Here is a 20571-nt window from a genome sequence, read left to right on the forward strand (position 1 = left end):
ATAAGGTTTATATTCCGCAAGATGAGCCGAAGCATCTCAAGCTTACCTCTCAAACTCGAAATGATAACAACTATGACGTTCCTAATTGGGAATTCATCCAAGCTCCCACAACACTCACAGGCTTCACTAACTACTATGACTATATGCCGGGTAGCTATTGTGGTCGTCCCCTTGTATGTCAACCAGACATCTTTGGCGGTGTTTATTTTCTCTTTCATGGTCGTCCTAACACGACTGATAACCGAAGAGTATATTGGGCATATGTCTATCCAAATGGTGCAATAGAATATGCTACAATTACTACTTCTGACACTTGGCAGGGTTATCCTGGTATAACCATGCATCCAGCTTCAGGTGATCCAATTGGGACCTGGCACGACATTTTAGGTTCTAGTACTCCCGAAGATACAAACACACTCCTTTCTTATGACGATTACGCCCTCTTACACATTCCTGGATTTTGGAAAACTCCTGTAAGATTTGATCAGCCAATTCCTTATGTTGACGAGTATATCTGGCCATATACATTTATTGGAATGGCGCCGGACTATGCAACCAGTGGAAACTACCGTGTCTATCAAACCAGCCAACAAAATCCTGATGGTGAAATCGAACATGATATCATTCGCTGGATCGATGTCCCTCAAGATGACTGGGTGTATGGTGATCTTACTATCATGCTGGACAAGAACAATTGGGGTGGGCCGGTAAATATTTCGCGCGACTGGTCAAACCCGGATTTAGGTATTGCCTGTCGTCCCTACCCATCTTTTGCTGTTGATCCTTATAATGCCGGACATGTCGCAATATTTGGTTATGCTGGATATACCAATGGATTAATCGGTGGTGAAATTGTCCCGCAGGGTTGGTATGTTTGGGATTGTTATGATGGTGGTGAAACCTGGTCATACGACAATTTGCATTTTTATGAAACTGATGTTGGAATGCTAAATGAATATGTGGTTTATGCTGTAGAAAACATTCCCGGATTTACCGTTGACGATGTGCTTATTGATTCACTTCATGTCTGGATTGGTTGGCCCGGTAACCAACACTCAACCCACAGAACAACATTATTTGACTGTGAAGGAAACATGCATCTACCTGAACTCTTCTGGATATGTTCTGTTGACGGAGTGGCTGGTAGTGCCTCATATTGGCCTTATTACGAATTCCAATACCAAGGCGAGGTTGTATATAAAACCGATGGAACTTGGGAAATTCGTAATGTTCCAAACCTGCCTGGTTGGGATGCGTGGAGTGGTATGAGTGTTCCTTGGAAAATTGATCCCATAAGTGGTGATACTTTAGTTTATCCTTGGCGTGATTATCCATTTGCAATTTCTAATGATGTTGGTTTTCACGAAAATTCGCAACGCAATGCTGCTTGTCTGACACAGCCCTGGATGGTTCAAGTTTGGAATAGCGGCACAAAAACGCTTTATGCTGAAAATGGAATTCCAGGATATGACGACTATGCAACTCATCCAATTCTTCATGTATCTGCAACTATAAATAACGGTGAGAACTGGAGTGCGCCAATTGAACTTTCAGATATTTACAGTAGTGTATACCCAGAATTTGGAAACATGATCACCATGTACCCCTACATTAATGCTACAATTAAAGATCTCGGTGGTGGCTGGGGAAGAATTGATATGTACTTCTTTGATGATAATGACTATGGTAGCTCGATCAATAGCATGGGTCCCGCAACAGGCGGCGAAATGGTTTATTGTTCATTTAAAATTGACTTTGATGGCTTGGTCTTATCAACAGATCCACAGCCACAACCTGAAGTAAATATGACTCTTTACAATATTCCCAATCCTTTCTTCTCACACACTCAAATCCAGTTCTCAGCTTCAGCCGGTGTTGAAAATGCAAAAGTAACCATTTATAACGTGAGGGGTCAGCTCGTAAAAACATTGGATACAGTTACAGATACTCATACTGAAGGACACGCTACGTGGGATGGAAAAGATAATTCAGGTAAGAGCGTTTCAAATGGCATCTATTTCTATAAAGTCAAAACGGATAATATTGAAAGAACACAAAAACTTATTCTGATGAGATAAGATAAAACTAATAAAGCAAACACTCGTAGAGCAGGATACAACATCCTGCTCATTTTTATATAAAACCTCTGATTGTCCGAACTTGTTAGGACATCCGAGTGTTTTAATTGGGGAACTCACCAATTTCAACACTCCGAAGATTCCGATAAATCGGAAACATTCGAAGGTTGGCAAAGCACTGTAAATAAAGCTTTTATCCCATCAAAATGGAGGAAATTTCATTGTGTATTTATAACCAGAAAAATTTGACAATTTTTTGGGGTATTTTGAAATGAACTTAAATAAAAGCAGGAGGAGCAGATGAAAAAAATAGCTGTTCTTATCTTATTTGTTATGCTCACCTCAACAGCTTTTGCAGCATACCAGGTCGGTGATGTTGTGTCAAATTTCAGCTGGACTGATAACACAGGCACGTCCCACAATATTTATGACCTTATCGATGCTCAGAAAGCAATAGTGTTCTTTTGGGGAGGTACTGGTTGAGGTGGCTGTATTTCGGCGGCGCCGCAATTAGAAACTATTTGGCAAAACTACCAGGGAACCGGTCATTGCTACATTCTATCCGAGACAAACTGGACTTCCTATGGAGCAACATATTTTTATTCGTATGATATCGATCCTTATTATGGTCAATATGGTAACGGATACATTCCATTCTTTGCTGTTATTGGTGGAGAATATAAGTTATATTATGGAGATAATGCTATTAGTAATGTGAGTTCAGCACTCTACGATGCAATACAATCTTTGGGTTTGTATGCCAACTTTGATGCCAATCTCTATCAAGGACCACCTGAACTGACCGTTCAATTCACCAGTAACTCATCTGGAAATCCGGACGCATGGGATTGGGATCTTGATGGAGACGGAACCATAGATAGCCATGATGAAAATCCTTTCTGGACTTATACTGCAGTTGGATCATATGACGTCTCATTAACGGTCTATGAAGGGACAGAAAGCGATGAACTCACTCAGGAAGATTTTATCACAGTACTCAGTCCATCAAATGTATCCGGAGAACTAGCCGGAACATGGTCACCAACGTATGGAACATATACTGTCACCGGGAATGTTACCATTCCGACAGGAACCGTTCTTTCTGTTGAACCAAATACGAATATTGTTGTGAATAACGGCAGTAATATAAAAGTAAAAGGTAGGATTGAAGCAGTTGGATCTGAACGTGGTTTTGTTAATTTCTCAACCGACGATACCTGGCAAGGAATCCTTATCCAGGACAGCCAGGAAGCGAATATCATCGATCATTGCTATTTTACCGGTGCTACATCCAGTGCTGTTGATATTGATAACTCAGTTGTAGATGTTCTGAACAGTATTTTCTATGAGAATACAAATACATCGCAGAAAGGTCCGGCGATCAATGTTGTTGATGCTACAGATGTGCTTATCGAAGGTAATATGATAGCAAATAACTCCAGCTCAGTACTATCCGGTGGAATAGCTCTCGATAACGCACCTGTTGAAATATCGCATAATATCATTGTGAATAATGAAGCGATGTTTGCCGGCGCGATCGGGCTGAAGAATGGCTCGGATGTATCACTTATCAATAACACAATTGCCAATAATTCTGGAAGCTATGCATGTATCTATATACTATCTTCTTATCCTGATGTTCTTAATACTATCATCATTCATGATGGTTTGATTTTCACGACCTTCAGCGGTAATCCTTTTGTAAATTATTCATGTATTTCCGGCGGTTATTCAGGTACAGGTAATATCAGTGATGATCCTCAATTCGTAAATTCAACAGCTGGAGATGGTATTGCCTATGATGGTCTTGCAGCAGATTGGAGTTTGCAGGAAACCTCACCATGTATTGATACTGGCGATCCGACATCACCTCCCGATCCTGATGGAACCAGAGCTGATATGGGTGCCTTGTATTATTATCATGAAGTTTCTATCGATGATCCGCATGAAAATTTGATCTATATTACTCAGAACAATCCGAATCCATTTAAAGGTTCAACCACAATTTCATACTCATTACCAAAACAAACTGAAAATGCCGTAATCACAATCTATAATGTTAAAGGTGATGTGGTGAAACAATATAATGTTGATGATAGTGAAGGTTCGGTCCAGTGGAGTGGTCTCGATCAGCATGATAAAGCTGTAGCAAGCGGAGTTTACTTCTATCGAATTCAAGGAGAAACTATTTCTCAAACGAGATCAATGATCTTTATGAGATAACGTCACTTCTAAAACATAATTTCTTTCGGTTGAGAGGAAGGAACTGGTGTTCCAGCTGGTCTTCAAAACCAGTAGTGCGCGGATAACACCGTCCATGGCAGGTTCGATTCCTGCCCTCTCGGCCATTTTTTTTATAAAGGATAGACTATGGACGAAAAGAACGAATTCAGAAAAATCCCGGGGGTGGATACCTTATTGAAACAAGCAAATATACAATATTTAATACATGAATTTGGAGAAAAACTAACCGTCTTTTCAATCCGTAGTGTTCTTGATAATATACGTGAGAATGTTCTTAAAGGTAAAAATGTACCATCTAATAAACACATACATAAGATGATTATGGATGGCATTCGTTATATAGGTTCAGCATCATTAAAACCGATGATCAATGCGACAGGTGTAGCACTTCACACTAACCTGGGACGTGCACCGCTTGGAGATGTGCTGACAGCAGAAGTTGCACGGATCATTAAAGGATATTCCAACCTTGAATTTGATTGCGATAAAGGAAAACGTGGTCATAGAGAAGTACATATTAGGGATATTGTAACATTTATAACCGGTGCTGAAGATGCAATTGTTGTGAACAACAATGCTGCTGGTGTTTTTCTTTCTTTGAAAACATTTTCCAACAGAAAAGAAGCGGTTATTTCACGTGGGGAGCTTATAGAGATTGGTGGTTCATTCCGTATTCCCGACATTATGAAACAAAGTGGTGCAAAGATGATCGAGGTTGGAACCACGAACAGAACTCATATTTCTGACTATGAAGATGCAATAATAGAGAAAACAGCGGTACTTTTCAAAGCACATAAATCAAATTATTATATTGAAGGATTCTCTGATGAAGTTGAGATCGAAGCACTTGCTCAGCTAGCACATGCAAATGGTGTAATGTGTATCTATGATATGGGTTCGGGATTACTGAAAAAACCAAAAGGACTTCCGCTTGAAACAGAGCCGGATGTTCATGCAGCACTTCAGTCCGGTGCTGATCTTGTAATGTTCAGCTGTGATAAATTGCTTGGTGGTCCTCAAGCAGGAATTATTGCAGGTAAGAAAGAGTATATTCATAAGCTAAGGAAATCTCCTTTGATGAGAGTTCTGCGTGTTGGTAAAATAACGCTTGCAGCATTATCTACGGTACTTCGATGTTATCTTCGTGATGAAGACCTTCTTGAGCATGTTCCGGTATTCAGGATGCTTCATCAAACTAAAGAGGAAATCGAAAAGAAAGCGCAAATTTTCTCAAGATTACTTATAAAAAATAACATTCCGAATAAATTCATTGAGAATACTGCACGATGTGGTGGAGGAACGCTTCCTCAACTAAAAATTTCGAGTTATGCTGTTCAACTTGACCTTTCATCATCGAAACTGAGTGCTGAAAACGTCCAGCGTAAGCTCCTTCAATTAGATGAACCAATCCTTAGTATTCTTCGCGAAGGCAATCTACTTTTTGATGTGTTCACCTTAACAGAGGAGCAATTTGAAATCATCGCAAAAAATCTAATAGAGATCATGATATAGAATTATGAAGCACTTAATAATGGGTACTGCCGGTCATGTTGACCATGGTAAAACAGCGCTTATCAAAGCATTAACCAATTTTGACTGCGACACACATAAAGACGAGAAAAATAGAGGTATTACGATCCACCTTGGTTTTACCCATCTCGATCTGTCAAATGGAAACAGTATCGGTATAATCGATGTGCCCGGGCATAAGGATTTCATAAATACGATGATATCCGGTGCAAGCACGATCGATTTTGTGCTCTTTACTATTGCAGCAGACAGCAGCATCATGCCGCAGACAAAAGAGCATCTCCATATTATGGAACTTCTCGGTATTAAAGATGGGATCATTGCGTTAACAAAAAGCGATACAGTGGATGAGGAGATATTAGAACTTGTCGAACTTGAGATCAGCGAGTTCGTTTCAGGCACGTTCCTTGAAAATGCACCGATCATTAGAACATCAGTAAAAGATAATACAGGAATAAAGGAGTTGCTTCAGGTAATATCAAATCTTATAGATCATATCGAATCCCGATCATCAGGATTGTTCTTCAGGATGTATATTGATAGGATCTTCACCGTTGCAGGATTCGGCACTGTCATAAACGGATCGGTTCTGCAAGGAAGAGCAACAAAGAATACCTCATTATACCTGTTACCTGGCGGAAAAGAACTGCGTATCCGAAAGATGGAGCATCATGGAAAAGAGGTAGATGAAGTGGTTTCAGGTCAAAGAGCTTCTTTAAATATTGTCGGACTCGATATCAAGGATTTCCAAAAAGGAATGCTCATCTCTGAAAGGATGATCAAACCTACGAAAATGATCGACGCAACAGTTACGCTCTTTGAACACGACAGATCGCTCGAGACATGGAATACTGTACTCTTCCTGATGGGGACATTTGAAGACCAGGTGAGAGTACATCTCATGGACAAAGATATCCTCAAAGAAGGTGAAACAGGGCTTGTGCAGATACATTTTGAAAAAGAATGCTTTCCGATTTATGGTGATGCATTCATTATAAGAAGTACTTCAGGCGATATGACACTCGGCGGCGGGAAAGTATTAGATGCATATCCGCTTCATCATAAACGGAGAACGCAGAAAGTAGTGCAGCATCTTAGCACCATAGCTTATGGAGGATTGCCGGCTTTCGTTGCAGCCGAAGTCAGAAAAAGATCATTTCCGGTTTCGATACTTTTGCTTGCAGAGATAACAAATATGCCATCAGATGAAATCGAAAAGATCGCCCAATATTCGCTTCCTGAAGACATTGCTATAAAACAAATCGGGAAAGAAATCCTGTTGGTTCATAATGAAAAGGAAAAGGAACTTACACAAAGAATAACAAGCATTCTTTCAAAGTTTCATAAGGAAAATCCTTTTATAAAACGGGGTAAAACATTCGAGGAACTTACAAGTCTGTTACGATTCCAGAAGCAAGATGAATCATATCTGAACAATCTGATCATCCAATTGATCGATGCTGATATACTTAAAAAATTCGAGGGAACATTTACTCTTGCCCAATCGAATGTTAATATTGCAGAAGAGGATACGGATAAAATTAACCTTATCGAGCAATTCATCCTACAATCAGGAATGAAAGTTCCTTTGATGAGTGAAATTAATGAGTATGCAGGTAAAAAAGCCATCAGTTCTAAGAGGTTGCAGGACATTCTTAACTATCTTGTAGAGAATAAGAAGATCGTGATTATTGAAGGATCGTTCATTCATGCGGATATTATACATCAAGCGCAACATGCACTTATTGATCATTTTAAGGAAAAAGATCAACTTATCCTTGCAGATTTCCGTGACCGATTGGATGCAAACAGAAAGATATGCCTTTTGCTCCTTTCTTATTTTGATGATTTCGGTTTGACAATACGTAAAGGTGACTTTCGTGTCTTGACCGAGAAGGGAAAAACAGTATTAAAGTGATCTTCAATTAAAAACATTTGACGTATGAAAAACAGGGGAGATATATTACAAACATTCTTTTTTAATCAATCAATCGTATGAGGTGCGCAATGTCTGATAAAGTAGAAGTTCGACAAGCTGAAATTCGTGATATACCTTACATAAAGGAACTTCTCCTGCAATTATATAACACGATATCAAACAATGAAGGACTTGATCAAATGATGATTGAACACAATCTTGCAAAGGTTTTTTCGGATGAACATTCGATACTCATTGCAGAGAAACAAGGATCAATTGTTGGTATGATCTATGTCATTTATCATCAGTCGCTTTTGCATTATGGATTGTCTGCCTGTATTGAAGAACTTGTTGTTCACAAAGGTTTCAGAGGACAGGGAATTGGGAAATTACTCGTAGAGAAAGGTGTTGAAATGGCACATGAAAAGGGATGCGTGGAGCTCGAAGTGAGTACGGAATTCACAAATAAAGAAGCTATTTCATTTTACGAGAAATTTGGTTTTAAACAAATTGGTGTTCTTCTTGAAATGGAGCTGGATTCGTGAAGAAAAGGGATGAGATATTTGCAAAGATCACTGCATATATTGAATCAGCTAAAGTTATTTCTCCCTATAAAATTGCAATTGACGGCATCGATGCTTCGGGCAAAACGATCTTTGCAGATGATTTAGCAAATTATCTAAAAAGTAAAACCAGTAGACAGATCATACGTGCATCGATCGATGGATTTCACAATCCTGAAGAGATCAGACTTCGTAAGGGAAAGCTCTCACCTGTTGGTTATTATGAGGATTCATTTGATTATGAATCTCTTAAAAAACTTCTCCTTCAACCATTAATAAGAAGTAAAAATAGAAGCATTCTCACGAGCATTTATGATTATCGTTCAAAGACTAAAACCAATGAGAATTATATCATAGCTGAAGATAACCCTATACTGCTTTTCGATGGAATTTTCCTTCTTAGAAAAGAATTATTCCATTATTGGGATCTATGTATATTTCTTGAAGTATCCTTTAAGACAGCATTAAAAAGAGCTCTGGAAAGAGATATCGACTATTTTGGTGATGAACATGTTCTCAAGATGAGATATGAACAGCGATATTTTCCGGGTCAGCAACTTTATCTCCATGAAGCCCATCCAAATCAAATTGCAGATATAGTAGTTGATAATAATGATTATCAAAATCCTGAAATATTGAGAACGCATGTTAGATAGAGACATAAAAACAGAACAGCCAATCAGGAAGATCATTCACATTGACATGGATGCTTTCTTTGCAGCTGTCGAGGTAAGGGATAATCCTGCCTACAAAGGAAAACCGCTCATTGTCGGCGGTGATCCGAATAGTAGGGGAGTTGTCGCCACATGTTCATATGAGGCGCGGAAATTTGGTATTCATTCTGCAATGGCAAGTGCTGTCGCCTACCGGTTATGTCCTCATGCGATCTTCATTCATGGAAGGTACGAGGTTTACAGCAAGATATCCAAACAAATACGGAAAATATTTGATGATTATTCCAATCTCGTTGAACCGGTCTCGATCGATGAGGCATATCTTGATGTAACCTATAACAAACTCGGAATGAAATCAGCAACACTCATTGCAAAGGATATAAAAAAGAGGATATTCCAAGAAACTAAACTCACTGCATCTGCTGGTGTATCATACAATATGTTTTTGGCTAAGATCGCTTCTGATATGGATAAGCCGGATGGATTAGTTGTTATTCCTCCAGATAAAGCAAAAGAAGTTCTGGAGGGGCTTCCGATTGGAAAATTCTATGGCATTGGCAAGGTGACGGAAAAGAAAATGCAGATACTCGGCATACTAAAGGGTAGAGATCTAAAAGCGCAATCTCTTGAAGAGCTGATAAGACATTTTGGGAAAACCGGTGAATATTATTACTACATTGTAAGGGGAATTGATAAAAGGCAGGTTACTCCTGAGAGAGACATCAAATCGATTGGGCATGAAAACACCTTCTCGACAGATATCGATGATATCAATGAAATGAAAGAGTATCTTACCTCATGTGCTGAGAAAATTGAAGAAAGAATGAAGAAACATAATGTCGCCGGACGGACGATTACACTTAAGATCAAATATCCCGATTTCTATCAGGCGACAAGAAGCCGAACACTGCAAAAACCAACGATGAATAAAGAGATTATCACACAAACCGTGTGCAATCTACTCGATGAAACACTGGTTAATAAATGCAGTGTTCGATTACTCGGTATCAGCGTTTCAAAACTGGAAACTGACGAGGTCAATCTCCCATACCAGCTTACCTTGCAATTATAAAAAAAGCCCTCAGAAGAGGGCGTAATTATACAATTTTTTTTTAAGAATTATTCGTGATGCTCGTGTTCGATTTCACTAAGCGAACCTTCGGTAAATAAATAGTCCTTCAGTTCATGATCAAAGGCAGGATCCTGTCTGCGAATCCATTCCATAAGCATTGCAGCGTGTTCCTTTTCTTCATCACGATTGTGCGCAAGTATTGATGCAAGTTCATCATCATCGCATACATCCACTCGTTGATTATACCAGTCGATTGCTTCCAATTCCTCGATTAGGGAGTTGAGGGCACGGCTCATATTTAATGTTACTTGTGAAAGTTCACGAATATCTTCATGAGTACTGTTTGCCATTATATCCTCCTGATTAATATTTTACTATACTATAAAAACATTATCTCTTGATGCAAGAAATTTTCAAAAAAATCCATAGACCTTGACATGAAATGTTTCAAACAAATCTTTTTTTTATTCGGAGGTCCAATGGATATCAAGAAAGTATCGACATTACATTTGCCGGTTGACCTGGCATACTTGCCGGCAGCTCAGGCATTTATCAATGAACTTGCCCGTCTCGCAAAGTTCTCGCAAAAGGATATTACGTTCTTTAACGTTGCAGTTGAAGAAGCAGTCACAAATGTTGTTAAGCACGCATTTCTTCCTGATGAAGAAGCAACATTCGATGTTATCTGCGAGTTGACACCAGTTGAATTCAAGGTCATTATCAAGGATAAAGGAATGCCTTTTGATCCTACTCAAGTGAAGGATTTCTCTGCAGAAAAATCATTGGAAGGCGACGAACAGGTAGGTCTTGGATTTCGACTCATGAAGGGTAGTGTCGACCAGCTTTCATTTCATAATATGGGTTATGGTGGTAAGGAAGTTCACCTTGTTAAATTCGTAGATCAAAAACATGTCGAAAAGTATTTCCAAAAATCTGAAATGCAGGCATTCGAACAGCCGAAATATAAATCAAAAGAAGAAAGAGTGAAGATTCCATACCATGTGGAACTCCTCCAGAAAGATCAGGCGATCGAGATATCACAATGTGCTTATCGAACCTATGGCTACACATATATTATGGAAAATATTTACTATCCTGAACGACTGATCGAAATGACCAAGTCTGGTGAACTTATCTCAGCTGTTGCTGTATGTGATGACACTGGCGAAGCAATGAGTCATTGTGCGTTGGAGCGTTTTGGTAAAAAGTGGGATACACCTGAACTGGGAATGGCATTTACCAAACCGAAATTCCGAGGTCAGGGTGCTATGATATCCTTGAATGAGTTTCTTGAATTGGAAGCAAAAGATAAAATGATCAAAGGTATGTATGCAAAAGGAGTTACAACACATCCCTTTTCGCAAAAAGCATTACTTAGAAGTGGTTTCCAAGATGCCGCAATACTCATTGGATTATCACCTCCGAAAACATTCGAGGGTATGAAAGATCAGGGAGTCCAGCGGGAAACACTTGTCCTAAGTTATAAAAAACTCTTAGAGCAAAATGTAGAAATATATATACCAATGCATCACAAAAAGATAATAGAGAAGATTTATAAGAATATTGAGATCGATGCGCATCTGAATACAACGGACTCTTCAAAAAAGAAGAAGAAAGATATGATACAGTCTGATGTGGAAATCGAAGTGAAGGATACTCTTAATTTTGGGAATATATATATCAATGACAGTGGTTATAATATCAAACTTGAGATCAAGCAGCGATTGAAAGAACTCTGTCAGAAAAAGATTGAGACTGTAAATCTTTATATCGATCTCTGCGATGAAAATTCAGTAAAATATATTGAGGATTTCGAATCGCTAGGCTTTTTCTTTTCTGGGGTGTTCCCTAGTAATAAGAAGCAGTTTCTCATCCTTCAGTATCTTAATAATGTTCCTATTGATTATTCTAAGATTGTACTTGTTTCTGATTTTGCCCAGGAGCTTGGAAAATACGTTCAGGAATGTGATCCGAATCAGAAGTGAAGTTTCAGTAATTATCGCTAAGCTAAGCAGTCAAGTTTAAGAGTTAACGCGTTATTGACACGTAGAATTTTATACACAATAATAAATGTTACAGTCCTTGACAAATGTATTTCTACATATATCCTTTTTTTTACATTTGGAGGTTCAATGAAACTTAAAAAAATATCGACACTACATGTACCAGCGGACCTGGCATACCTTGCGGCAATACAGGCGTTTATAAATGAACTTGCACGCATTGCCAAATTCTCTCAAAAGGATATTACATTTTTCAGCGTTGCTGTTGAGGAAGCAGTTACAAATGTTGTAAAACACGCATTCCTACCTGAACAAAAAGAGCACTTTGATGTCATTTGTGAATTAACACCAATTGAATTCAAGGTTATCATCCGAGATAAAGGATTACCTTTTGATCCTGATCGTGTAAAGGATTTCTCGGCTGAGAAATCTCTTGATGGAGATGAGCAGGTAGGGCTTGGTTTCAGGTTAATGAAGGGAAGTGTTGATAAAATATCATTTCATAATTTGGGTTATGGGGGTAAAGAAGTCCAGCTTGTAAAATTTATTGATCAGAAGCATATCGATGAATATCTTAAAACCTCTCAAATGGAAGCGTATGATGAACCTGAATTTGTGGCGAAAAAAGAAATTGTGAGAATTCCTTTCCATACGATGCTTCTGCAGCCAAGTCAGGCAGTCGAGATATCGCAATGTGCTTATAGAGCGTATGGTTATACATATTTGATGGAAAATATCTATTATCCTGAACGTCTTATTGAAATGAATAAAACAGGTGAACTTATCTCTGCCGTTGCGGTGTCAGATTTAAATAATGAAGTGCTGGGACATATTGCACTTGAGTTTTTTGGAAGAAAGAAAAAGATTCCTGAGCTGGGCATGGCATTCACAAAACCAAAATTCCGCAGACAGGGATGCATGAAACATCTGAGTGAATTTCTCGAAAACCAAGTTATGAAAAGAGGTGTTAAAGGTATCTATGCTGATGCCGTAACAGTTCATCCATATTCACAAAAAGCACTTCTCGGTATTGGTTACAAATCTGCTGGTTTGCGTATCGGTCTTGATCCGCCACGATCCTTTAAAAGTATGGAAAATCAATGTACACAGCGTGAGACATTGGTGCTTATGTATAAGATGTTAATTCCCCAGGATGTCCAGGTCTTTGTACCGATTCATCATAAAAGCATTATTGAGAAAATATATAAACATCTCGGGATCAATGCAGATGTTCAGACACTTGAGGGTATTGACGAAGATAAGAGTACGGTGGTTCAGTCTGATGTGGAAGTTGATGTCGTAGAATCAGCCGGGATTGCAAGTTTTATTGTGAATTCAATTGGCAATAATTTTCTTGAAGAGATTAAGTACCGGCTTAGAGACTTGTGCCTGAAAAGGATTGAAATAATTGATCTTCGTCTGGATATGTGTGATAGAAATCTTATGAAATTCGTTCCTCAACTGGAAATGCTTGGATTCTTCTTCTCAGGCGTATTACCCGATGATGATAAACAGTATCTCCTGCTTCAGTATCTTAACAATGTTCCTATCGATTATGATAAAATTATGTGTGAATCTGAGTTTGCTAAGGAATTAAAAGAGTATGTTAAACAGTGTGATTCGAACAGGTTGTAGGAGTGCTATTCTTCTTCTTTCTTGAATAGTCTATCCAGGTTGAACACCTGGTGCAGCAACACTGCAAGAATTGTTGTGGTTGGCAGGGGATCGGTAAAGAATGTCTTGATGAGTTCCGGTGAACGTGCATAAAGTTCCGGGAGCATTGCTGTACTCAATCCAAAGATAAGTGAGATCCCAACAACAAAGGTTTTTCGTGTATCCCATTTCTGGCTGAACATCTCCTTCAAACCGGTGCATATCATAAAGCAGCCGGAAAAAACAATCGAAGCACCGAGAACCGGTTTGGGAATTAGGGAAAGTGCAGTAATAAGTTTCGGGAAAAATGCCAGGATGATAAAGATCGCACCTGCTACCACACTGATCCAGCGACTCACCACTTTTGTGACACCTGCAAGACCGATATTACTGGAGGATGTATCAACAGCCATACCGCCGATCAGTCCGGCAAATGCAGTTGACAAGCCGTCTGCTATTAAACCCTTTCTGATAGGAGTAAAATTCACTTCTTTGAGTTCGGGCTCAGAGATTTTCTGCGCTGCAAGCAGATTGCCAAAGGACTTCAATGATCCGCTGATCGCGATCACAATAAAGGGGATGAGCATTTTTAGATCGATCGTAATTCTCTTGAATTCCGGACCGAAAGAGGGAAGCGCGAAGGTCGGACTGTTCTTTATTGCAAGAAGATTATACCAGTATTCGGGTACAAGAATGAGTGCAAGTGCCCAACCCAAGACCATACCAACAAGCAGGCAGTACATTTTAAGGAATCCCTTTCCCCAAATATTACTCAAAACCATAATAAGCAAACTGATCACACCGATAAGGATATCAACACTTCGAATTGCATCTCCGTAATAGGCAAGTCCAAAAACAGATGTTGTTCCAAGCTTGATAATACTCACACCAACCATTGCGACCACCAGTCCGACAACATAGGTGGGGAAAACTTTTCTCAACTTTTGAACGATTGGTGCAAGTGCTACTTCCACAAAACCTGCCACGATGATAAGTCCGCGCATAAGCGGAAGTCCGCCAAACCATGCTGCAGAGAGTGAAAGACTAAAATATGATGGTCCGCATAGGTTCGGACACAAGTATTTCGAGCCGATATAGGGAATGCCGACCGATTGGATGATCGAACCTACTCCTACAGCGATCATCGATAAAGAAATCAATGAAGCCGTAAATTCCATGGATGCGCTGAGCTGACTGCAGAAAAGAATGGGAAGACAAAGCGACATGACCATTAACATCACATGCTGGATTGAAAGGACGAACAGTTGACCTGGTGGTGGAACTTCGTTTACAGAATATTCATATTTTCTTTGTTTTTGAGTCATTATCTCTCCGGTGATTATGGCGGATTGGGCAGGTCTGTAACAGCACCGACATATATGATCTCATCGCCATATACTGCTTTACGGATATACATACACTTTTTCACAAGCTCTCGTCTGAATCTGTTCTTTGCGAGGAACACTTCCCAAACACTGTCGTTTGTCTGCAATTCGTTTACTGCTTTTACGAATGGTTTATTGCCAACTTCGTCAGTGCATTCCAGGAGTTCGATCTTTGCAAGACTGTCCTCCAATACAGGTGAGATCAATATTTTCCCGTCAGGTCCAAAGGCAAAAATACTTACTTCCCGATAATTATATTCAGAAGTAGGGTCAGATATTTCATCGAATGCATCATGACCTTTTTCTTCTATGAGTTCAGCAGCATTATCGACATTGATGCGCATGAATTCCTGCTCTTCCTGCGGATAGTTTATGCCGCCGCCAACGCAATATTCCTTTCCTTCGGGAGTTGTTACCCTGAAATGACATGATGATTTCGGTACAGGGAAGAATTTTCCCGGCTCCCACCATGTATAGTGAATCCAAGAGTGCGGATTGGTTTCATCTTCCAGGGCTTTGAATGTTAATGCAGCTACCTTTTTCCCATTTTTATCGATGATACTCCAAAGATTGAGATTCTCCAGGTTTTCCATGCCACTATGAAATACACAATTGAAATCCAGATCATAAATGTAAAGGTAAGTATCTTTCGTTCGAAAATGTTCCCTGTTCTCATGAAAATATTCAAGTCCAGCCAATCCCTCTTTTTCGAGGATTTTCGCAGCATCATACACGAATTTCACTAGGTTTTTTGTGTCCCGGTAATGATACATGCTGACATCGAGTTCGTCATATTTTCCTGTACAGCCTGAAAAGAGAAGAAATAGGGAAGCAATAACGATAGGATGTATAAAATGTATGTTTGGGATGAATCTTGAAAAGGTAATTTGTATAAGTTTATTACAAGATTTCATATCACGATTTAATAGAAATCCAATGATTAGATGTCAATTTTTTAATGACTCTAACCTCTTATTTTTTAGAAATCCTCAAATACTCTATGAAACCTTGCGAATGGATGAAATTCTTCGCAACGGTTGAAAACCGAATAGTTTTATGTATTAAGTTTCCTCTCACGAATATACAGGAATAGTAAAAAGATTGCAATTGCAGCACCGAAAATGATCGTGGGCAAAGCTTCAATCCTGAGCGCGCCAGCCAGGACACCCCACAACATGATAAGGGAGTAAAGAAGCATCCAGGCAATAAGCATGAGGACAACGATTTTGACACTCTTCCAGGTTCTGTCGAAGTACGTGAGCCCTGCGCCGAATGCAAACGCAAGCATTGCTCCTCCCATGACCCGTTCGATTGCATTACCCTCTGCATAGGCAGTTTGTGGGCTGATGATATGGAATAATCCTGAGAGTATTGATACAATTGCATAGACCAGGAGCGTGATCCTGAGTCCTTTAGATATGTGTTCTTTCATGACGGAGACCTCCGATGTTAGATTAATATCATGATGAAATAAAGCAACTATACAGGTATGAATATAGGTTGGAGAGTATTGTCAATATTATCCGAAAAGATTTGGGTTTGACTATTTATGAAATAGCGTATAGCTTTTTTACTTCACCACCCAGCTACCCTCAACTAATAATGTTTCTTTATCAAATATCTTCCCGATCAAAGTATCACCTGCATGAACAGGACCAACGCCTTTTGGGGTTCCGGTCATGATAATATCGCCATCCTCAAACGAAAGAAAGGTTGATGCTTCGTGTAAAATGTCATCTGGCTTGTTCATCATAAGCTCATAACCGCCTTGCTGAACCAAACTGCCATTTATAGAGAGTTCCATTCTCAGATCATGTATATTAACTTCGAACATAACAAACTCACTAAACACTGCTGAACCGTCAAAGGATTTGGAGCGTTCCCATGGCAGTCCTTTTGATCGTAGCTCGGACTGAACCTCTCTCTTTGTAAGGTCCAGACCAAATGCTACACCTTTCAATTTGTTTGAACGTATGATAAACGAAATTTCACCTTCATAGTGAATAAGATCATTGTTGCTGGAAAGAATTTCATGTGAAATGGATGAATTCGGTTTAATGAAGAGTACCGGTTGCTTCGGTACTTCATTATGCAGCTCCTTTATATGTTCCATATAATTTTGTCCAATGCACACGATCTTAGAAGGATGCACCTTTTTGCCGTTGAAGAGTATATAATTCATGTTTTACCTAGAAATTTTCGTTTCTTTTATGTTGTGCTTTTACGATGATCTGATACACATCAACCACGTTTGGTAATAATTCAAAGATAGCAGTAGCGTTCCAGTTCGGACGAGGGCGTGATGTATTTGATGAATAGGCAGGAATTGCTTGTGGAGCGCTGAAAGTGATCGTACCGGATCCATCTCTTTTTTTGATCATGTTTATGTTTGTGATGGATTTGAGATCGTAACTTTTTACTTTTTGAGAACCTGATCCTATAATTATTAAAATTCGTTGTTCACTAACGCCATAATACGTTTTTTTACGCCGGAGTGCATCAGCAATGAATCTGCCGAACAACAGGTAAAGACCGATGATAACAAAGGGGAGACCAAACAAGGGGAAAATACCTGATACAAGTGATGTTGGTCCTCCGAAGCTGTTTTTACGAAATAATATGCCCAGAGCCATAAGTTCCCAGAAGATGGCAAAACCGCACCAGAAAATACTAAATGGAATAAGAAACACATCTTTAGCTTGTAGTCGTAAACCTTTGAGTGGTTGACCTGACCAGAGTAATGATTCGCCACTCTTAAGGAAGCCATGAATCACGTCTGAAGCAGTTTGCCATTTTCGAAGATTAGAATTCGTATACATAATTTGCACCATAATTTTTTTTAGTTGAATTGAGACAGAAAACTGAATTTCTTTGATCGATTTATTTTTTACTGATCAAATCTTCATTATGTGTAACTGACTTTATTGACACAATTTTCAGGAATCTTTTTGTCAAATATTATGAAACCTATCTATCTCGATTATAATGCGACCACACCTCTTGCGCCCGAAGTGGCAGAGGCAATGAAACCTTTTTTGGATGAATATTTCGGCAATCCCTCCAGTTCGCACTGGTATGGTGTTCAAACACGCAAAGCCGTTGAAAAGGCACGTGCACAGGTGGCAGTGCTCTTGCATGCAAATCCTGATGAGATCATCTTTACCAGCGGTGGTTCGGAGTCCAATAATTTTGCGATCAAAGGCATTGCTCATGCGCGGAAATCAATCGGTAATCATATTATTACGTCAGCAGTAGAGCACCCAGCAGTTGTCGAAGTATGCGAATACTTGAAATCGGAAGGATTTGAGATAACCTATATTCCGGTTGATGAGTACGGCATGGTGAATCCGGATGATGTTGAACGGGCGATCACTCCGAGAACAATACTGATCACGATCATGCATGCAAACAACGAAGTTGGAACGATCCAGCCGATTCGCGAGATCGCTGAGATCGCTTATGCGCACGATATTATTATGCATACGGATGCTGCACAGTCAACAGGGAAAATTCCGGTACATGTTGATGAACTGAACGTCGATCTGCTGTCGATTGCAGGGCATAAGTTATATGGACCCAAAGGCATCGGTGCACTCTATATCAGACGGGGCGTGAAGCTGGAAAAGATCATTCATGGTGCAGATCATGAGCAGAATTTGCGCGCAGGGACAGAGAATATTTTATGTGATGTGGGTCTCGGAAAAGCATGTGAGATCGCTGAAAGAGACCTGCAGAACAATATGAAACACATGCAGGAGATGAGGGATTTACTTCATCAGAAATTCGAGGAGTCAGGATTGGATTTCCGATTGAACGGGAATCCTGAAAAACGTCTGCCGAACACACTCAGTCTTTCGTTCAGAAACGTGGAAGCTAACACCGTTCTTTCCGAACTGTCACACGTGGCAGTATCGGCAGGAGCTGCGTGCCATTCCGACCAGATCGATGTGTCCGCAGTACTCGAAGCGATGGATGTTCCCCTTGACTATGCCATGGGTACGATACGCTTTTCAACAGGACGATTCACCACAAAGGATGAGATTGAGAAAGCAGCTGAAGAAGTCATACAAGTCATTGGCAAATTCCAGGAGGGAACACGAGCCGATGTTACTGACGAAGTAAAGGAGATCAAACTCACGCACTATACGCATGGCATGGGCTGTGCTTGCAAGATCGAGCCGGCATTGCTTGAAGATATTTTAAAGAACCTGCCCATCCCTGATGATACAAAAATATTGGTGGGTACACAAACTGCTGATGATGCGGCAGTGTATAAGATAAATGATGAAACAGCACTTGTGGTTACGCTGGATTTCTTTACACCAATTGCTGACGATCCTTTTGAATTCGGCGCTATCGCTGCAGCCAATGCATTGAGTGACATCTATGCAATGGGAGCAATGCCATTATTTGGTCTCAATATTGTTGCATTTCCGTCGAACAGACTACCGATGGCTGTATTGGAGAAAATCCTTCAAGGAGCCCAGACTAAAGCGCAGGAAGCAGGTATCTATGTGATCGGTGGTCATTCCATCGAGGATACCGAACCAAAGTATGGAATGGTTGTTGTTGGTAGTGTTCATCCTAATAAAATCTGGAAGAATGTAGGATTGCAAGAGAATGATGCACTGATCTTAACCAAACCGATTGGCACCGGCATTCTTTCGACTGCACTTAAAAGAGGTTTGCTGGATGATGCACAAAAGGATTTACTTATCTCTACGATGTCCGGATTGAATAAGCTGGCATCCGAAGTTCTCCAGAAATATCCTGTTCATGCATGTACAGATATAACAGGTTTTGGGCTGATCGGACATCTATCTGAGATGGTTTTGGGGAGTAATACGGCAGTTGAGATTATAGCTGAAAAGGTTCCGGTGCTTGAAGGTGTTTTTGAATTGGCAGCAGGAAATGTTATTCCGGGTGGAACGCTTTCCAATATGAAATTTGTCGAGGATGTTGTCCTGTGGAGTCCTCAACTTTCGCAGGTTCAGAAGATCGTTCTATGCGATGCCCAAACATCCGGAGGATTACTCGCAGCCGTACCTGGAAATAAAGCACAGGACATAGTTCAAACCTTGCATGATACTGGGATAATCAAGGCACAGATAGTTGGTAAAGTAGTTGAAGGATTACAGCCGAAGATTAGAGTGGTGTAATATTAACCGCATATTAGCACGAATAGACTCGAAAATTATAAAAATAATCTTGTTATCAAGCCCCAGCTTGGTAATGAAAGCGCTACATGTTTGCTTGACATCTTTATCTGACGACGTAACCTTTTCCTATAATTCGGAGGCATAATGCAAAATAAAATATATATAGTGAGAATTGCAGCAGTTTTAGCATTGCTGATGATTGGAACTACTTTCGCTTTGTCTGCAGAGATACTCATCTGGGACAATGATAATTACTCTATGATTGAAGATCCTGAAGGTGCAGGATATGTTG

At 39.8% G+C, this 20571-nt stretch carries 17 protein-coding genes and 1 tRNA gene; 12 read left to right on the plus strand and 6 right to left on the minus strand.

What is annotated here, in order from left to right:
* The 9 genes from JW794_00320 to dinB all read left to right on the plus strand — a co-directional run.
* Positions 1–2078: T9SS type A sorting domain-containing protein (locus tag JW794_00320; protein MBN2016574.1), on the plus strand; the 2078-nt coding region annotated here is incomplete at its 5' end.
* 300 nt (positions 2079–2378) lie between these two features.
* Positions 2379–2561, plus strand: a complete 183-nt coding sequence (locus JW794_00325) for a hypothetical protein (protein ID MBN2016575.1) — start codon at positions 2379–2381, stop codon at positions 2559–2561.
* Between the two features lie 231 nt (positions 2562–2792).
* A complete protein-coding gene (locus JW794_00330) occupies positions 2793–4301 on the plus strand; it encodes a right-handed parallel beta-helix repeat-containing protein (GenBank protein ID MBN2016576.1) in 1509 nt (502 codons plus the stop codon).
* Positions 4302–4332: 31 nt separating this feature from the next.
* Positions 4333–4426 (plus strand) — tRNA-Sec (locus JW794_00335).
* A gap of 22 nt (positions 4427–4448) precedes the next feature.
* Positions 4449–5834, plus strand: coding sequence for an L-seryl-tRNA(Sec) selenium transferase (gene selA / locus JW794_00340; protein ID MBN2016577.1), 1386 nt, complete (start codon positions 4449–4451; stop codon positions 5832–5834).
* 4 nt (positions 5835–5838) lie between these two features.
* Positions 5839–7770, plus strand: coding sequence for a selenocysteine-specific translation elongation factor (gene selB, locus JW794_00345; GenBank protein MBN2016578.1), 1932 nt, complete (start codon positions 5839–5841; stop codon positions 7768–7770).
* A gap of 89 nt (positions 7771–7859) precedes the next feature.
* Positions 7860–8315, plus strand: a complete 456-nt coding sequence (locus tag JW794_00350) for a GNAT family N-acetyltransferase (GenBank protein ID MBN2016579.1) — start codon at positions 7860–7862, stop codon at positions 8313–8315.
* Positions 8316–8353: 38 nt separating this feature from the next.
* The gene (locus tag JW794_00355) at positions 8354–8989 is read left to right on the plus strand and encodes a hypothetical protein (GenBank protein ID MBN2016580.1); all 636 of its coding nucleotides are present in this window, start codon (positions 8354–8356) and stop codon (positions 8987–8989) included.
* A 4-nt stretch (positions 8990–8993) separates the two neighbouring features.
* Positions 8994–10079, plus strand: a complete 1086-nt coding sequence (gene dinB, locus JW794_00360) for a DNA polymerase IV (protein ID MBN2016581.1) — start codon at positions 8994–8996, stop codon at positions 10077–10079.
* Between the two features lie 47 nt (positions 10080–10126).
* Here the strand turns inward: dinB and JW794_00365 are convergent, their stop codons facing one another.
* A complete protein-coding gene (locus tag JW794_00365; protein MBN2016582.1) occupies positions 10127–10429 on the minus strand; it encodes a ferritin in 303 nt (100 codons plus the stop codon).
* A gap of 129 nt (positions 10430–10558) precedes the next feature.
* On the opposite strand from JW794_00365, the gene JW794_00370 reads away from it, so the two are divergent.
* A complete protein-coding gene (locus JW794_00370; protein MBN2016583.1) occupies positions 10559–12064 on the plus strand; it encodes an ATP-binding protein in 1506 nt (501 codons plus the stop codon).
* Positions 12065–12211: 147 nt separating this feature from the next.
* Entirely contained in the window at positions 12212–13717 is a 1506-nt protein-coding gene (locus JW794_00375) for a GNAT family N-acetyltransferase (GenBank protein MBN2016584.1), read from the plus strand.
* Positions 13718–13722: 5 nt separating this feature from the next.
* Here the strand turns inward: JW794_00375 and JW794_00380 are convergent, their stop codons facing one another.
* The 5 genes from JW794_00380 to JW794_00400 form a co-directional block, all read right to left on the minus strand.
* Positions 13723–15060, minus strand: coding sequence for a purine/pyrimidine permease (locus JW794_00380; protein ID MBN2016585.1), 1338 nt, complete (start codon positions 15058–15060; stop codon positions 13723–13725).
* A 14-nt stretch (positions 15061–15074) separates the two neighbouring features.
* The gene (locus tag JW794_00385; GenBank protein MBN2016586.1) at positions 15075–16034 is read right to left on the minus strand and encodes a cache domain-containing protein; all 960 of its coding nucleotides are present in this window, start codon (positions 16032–16034) and stop codon (positions 15075–15077) included.
* A 140-nt stretch (positions 16035–16174) separates the two neighbouring features.
* Positions 16175–16552: a hypothetical protein gene (locus JW794_00390; GenBank protein MBN2016587.1), complete on the minus strand. Its 378-nt coding sequence runs from the start codon at positions 16550–16552 to the stop codon at positions 16175–16177.
* A gap of 138 nt (positions 16553–16690) precedes the next feature.
* Positions 16691–17302 carry a fumarylacetoacetate hydrolase family protein gene (locus tag JW794_00395; protein ID MBN2016588.1) on the minus strand — a complete coding sequence of 204 codons (612 nt, stop codon included), beginning with the start codon at positions 17300–17302 and terminating at the stop codon, positions 16691–16693.
* 7 nt (positions 17303–17309) lie between these two features.
* Entirely contained in the window at positions 17310–17939 is a 630-nt protein-coding gene (locus JW794_00400) for a hypothetical protein (protein ID MBN2016589.1), read from the minus strand.
* A gap of 141 nt (positions 17940–18080) precedes the next feature.
* On the opposite strand from JW794_00400, the gene selD reads away from it, so the two are divergent.
* Positions 18081–20279, plus strand: a complete 2199-nt coding sequence (gene selD, locus JW794_00405; protein ID MBN2016590.1) for a selenide, water dikinase SelD — start codon at positions 18081–18083, stop codon at positions 20277–20279.
* Positions 20280–20571: the final 292 nt, after the last annotated feature.

Source organism: Candidatus Cloacimonadota bacterium (genome assembly GCA_016932035.1).
Classification (GTDB): Bacteria; Cloacimonadota; Cloacimonadia; order JGIOTU-2; family JGIOTU-2; genus Celaenobacter.

What these genes read in the sequence shown, in the direction of transcription:
- JW794_00325 (MBN2016575.1), top strand. Translation starts at nt 2,379, where the DNA reads ATGAAAAAAATAGCTGTTCTTATCTTATTTGTTATGCTCACCTCAACA.
- selA (MBN2016577.1), top strand. Translation starts at nt 4,449, where the DNA reads ATGGACGAAAAGAACGAATTCAGAAAAATCCCGGGGGTGGATACCTTA.
- selB (MBN2016578.1), top strand. Translation starts at nt 5,839, where the DNA reads ATGAAGCACTTAATAATGGGTACTGCCGGTCATGTTGACCATGGTAAA.
- JW794_00350 (MBN2016579.1), top strand. Translation starts at nt 7,860, where the DNA reads ATGTCTGATAAAGTAGAAGTTCGACAAGCTGAAATTCGTGATATACCT.
- JW794_00365 (MBN2016582.1), bottom strand. Translation starts at nt 10,429, where the DNA reads ATGGCAAACAGTACTCATGAAGATATTCGTGAACTTTCACAAGTAACA.
- JW794_00370 (MBN2016583.1), top strand. Translation starts at nt 10,559, where the DNA reads ATGGATATCAAGAAAGTATCGACATTACATTTGCCGGTTGACCTGGCA.
- JW794_00375 (MBN2016584.1), top strand. Translation starts at nt 12,212, where the DNA reads ATGAAACTTAAAAAAATATCGACACTACATGTACCAGCGGACCTGGCA.
- JW794_00380 (MBN2016585.1), bottom strand. Translation starts at nt 15,060, where the DNA reads ATGACTCAAAAACAAAGAAAATATGAATATTCTGTAAACGAAGTTCCA.
- JW794_00385 (MBN2016586.1), bottom strand. Translation starts at nt 16,034, where the DNA reads ATGAAATCTTGTAATAAACTTATACAAATTACCTTTTCAAGATTCATC.
- JW794_00390 (MBN2016587.1), bottom strand. Translation starts at nt 16,552, where the DNA reads ATGAAAGAACACATATCTAAAGGACTCAGGATCACGCTCCTGGTCTAT.
- JW794_00395 (MBN2016588.1), bottom strand. Translation starts at nt 17,302, where the DNA reads ATGAATTATATACTCTTCAACGGCAAAAAGGTGCATCCTTCTAAGATC.
- JW794_00400 (MBN2016589.1), bottom strand. Translation starts at nt 17,939, where the DNA reads ATGTATACGAATTCTAATCTTCGAAAATGGCAAACTGCTTCAGACGTG.
- selD (MBN2016590.1), top strand. Translation starts at nt 18,081, where the DNA reads ATGAAACCTATCTATCTCGATTATAATGCGACCACACCTCTTGCGCCC.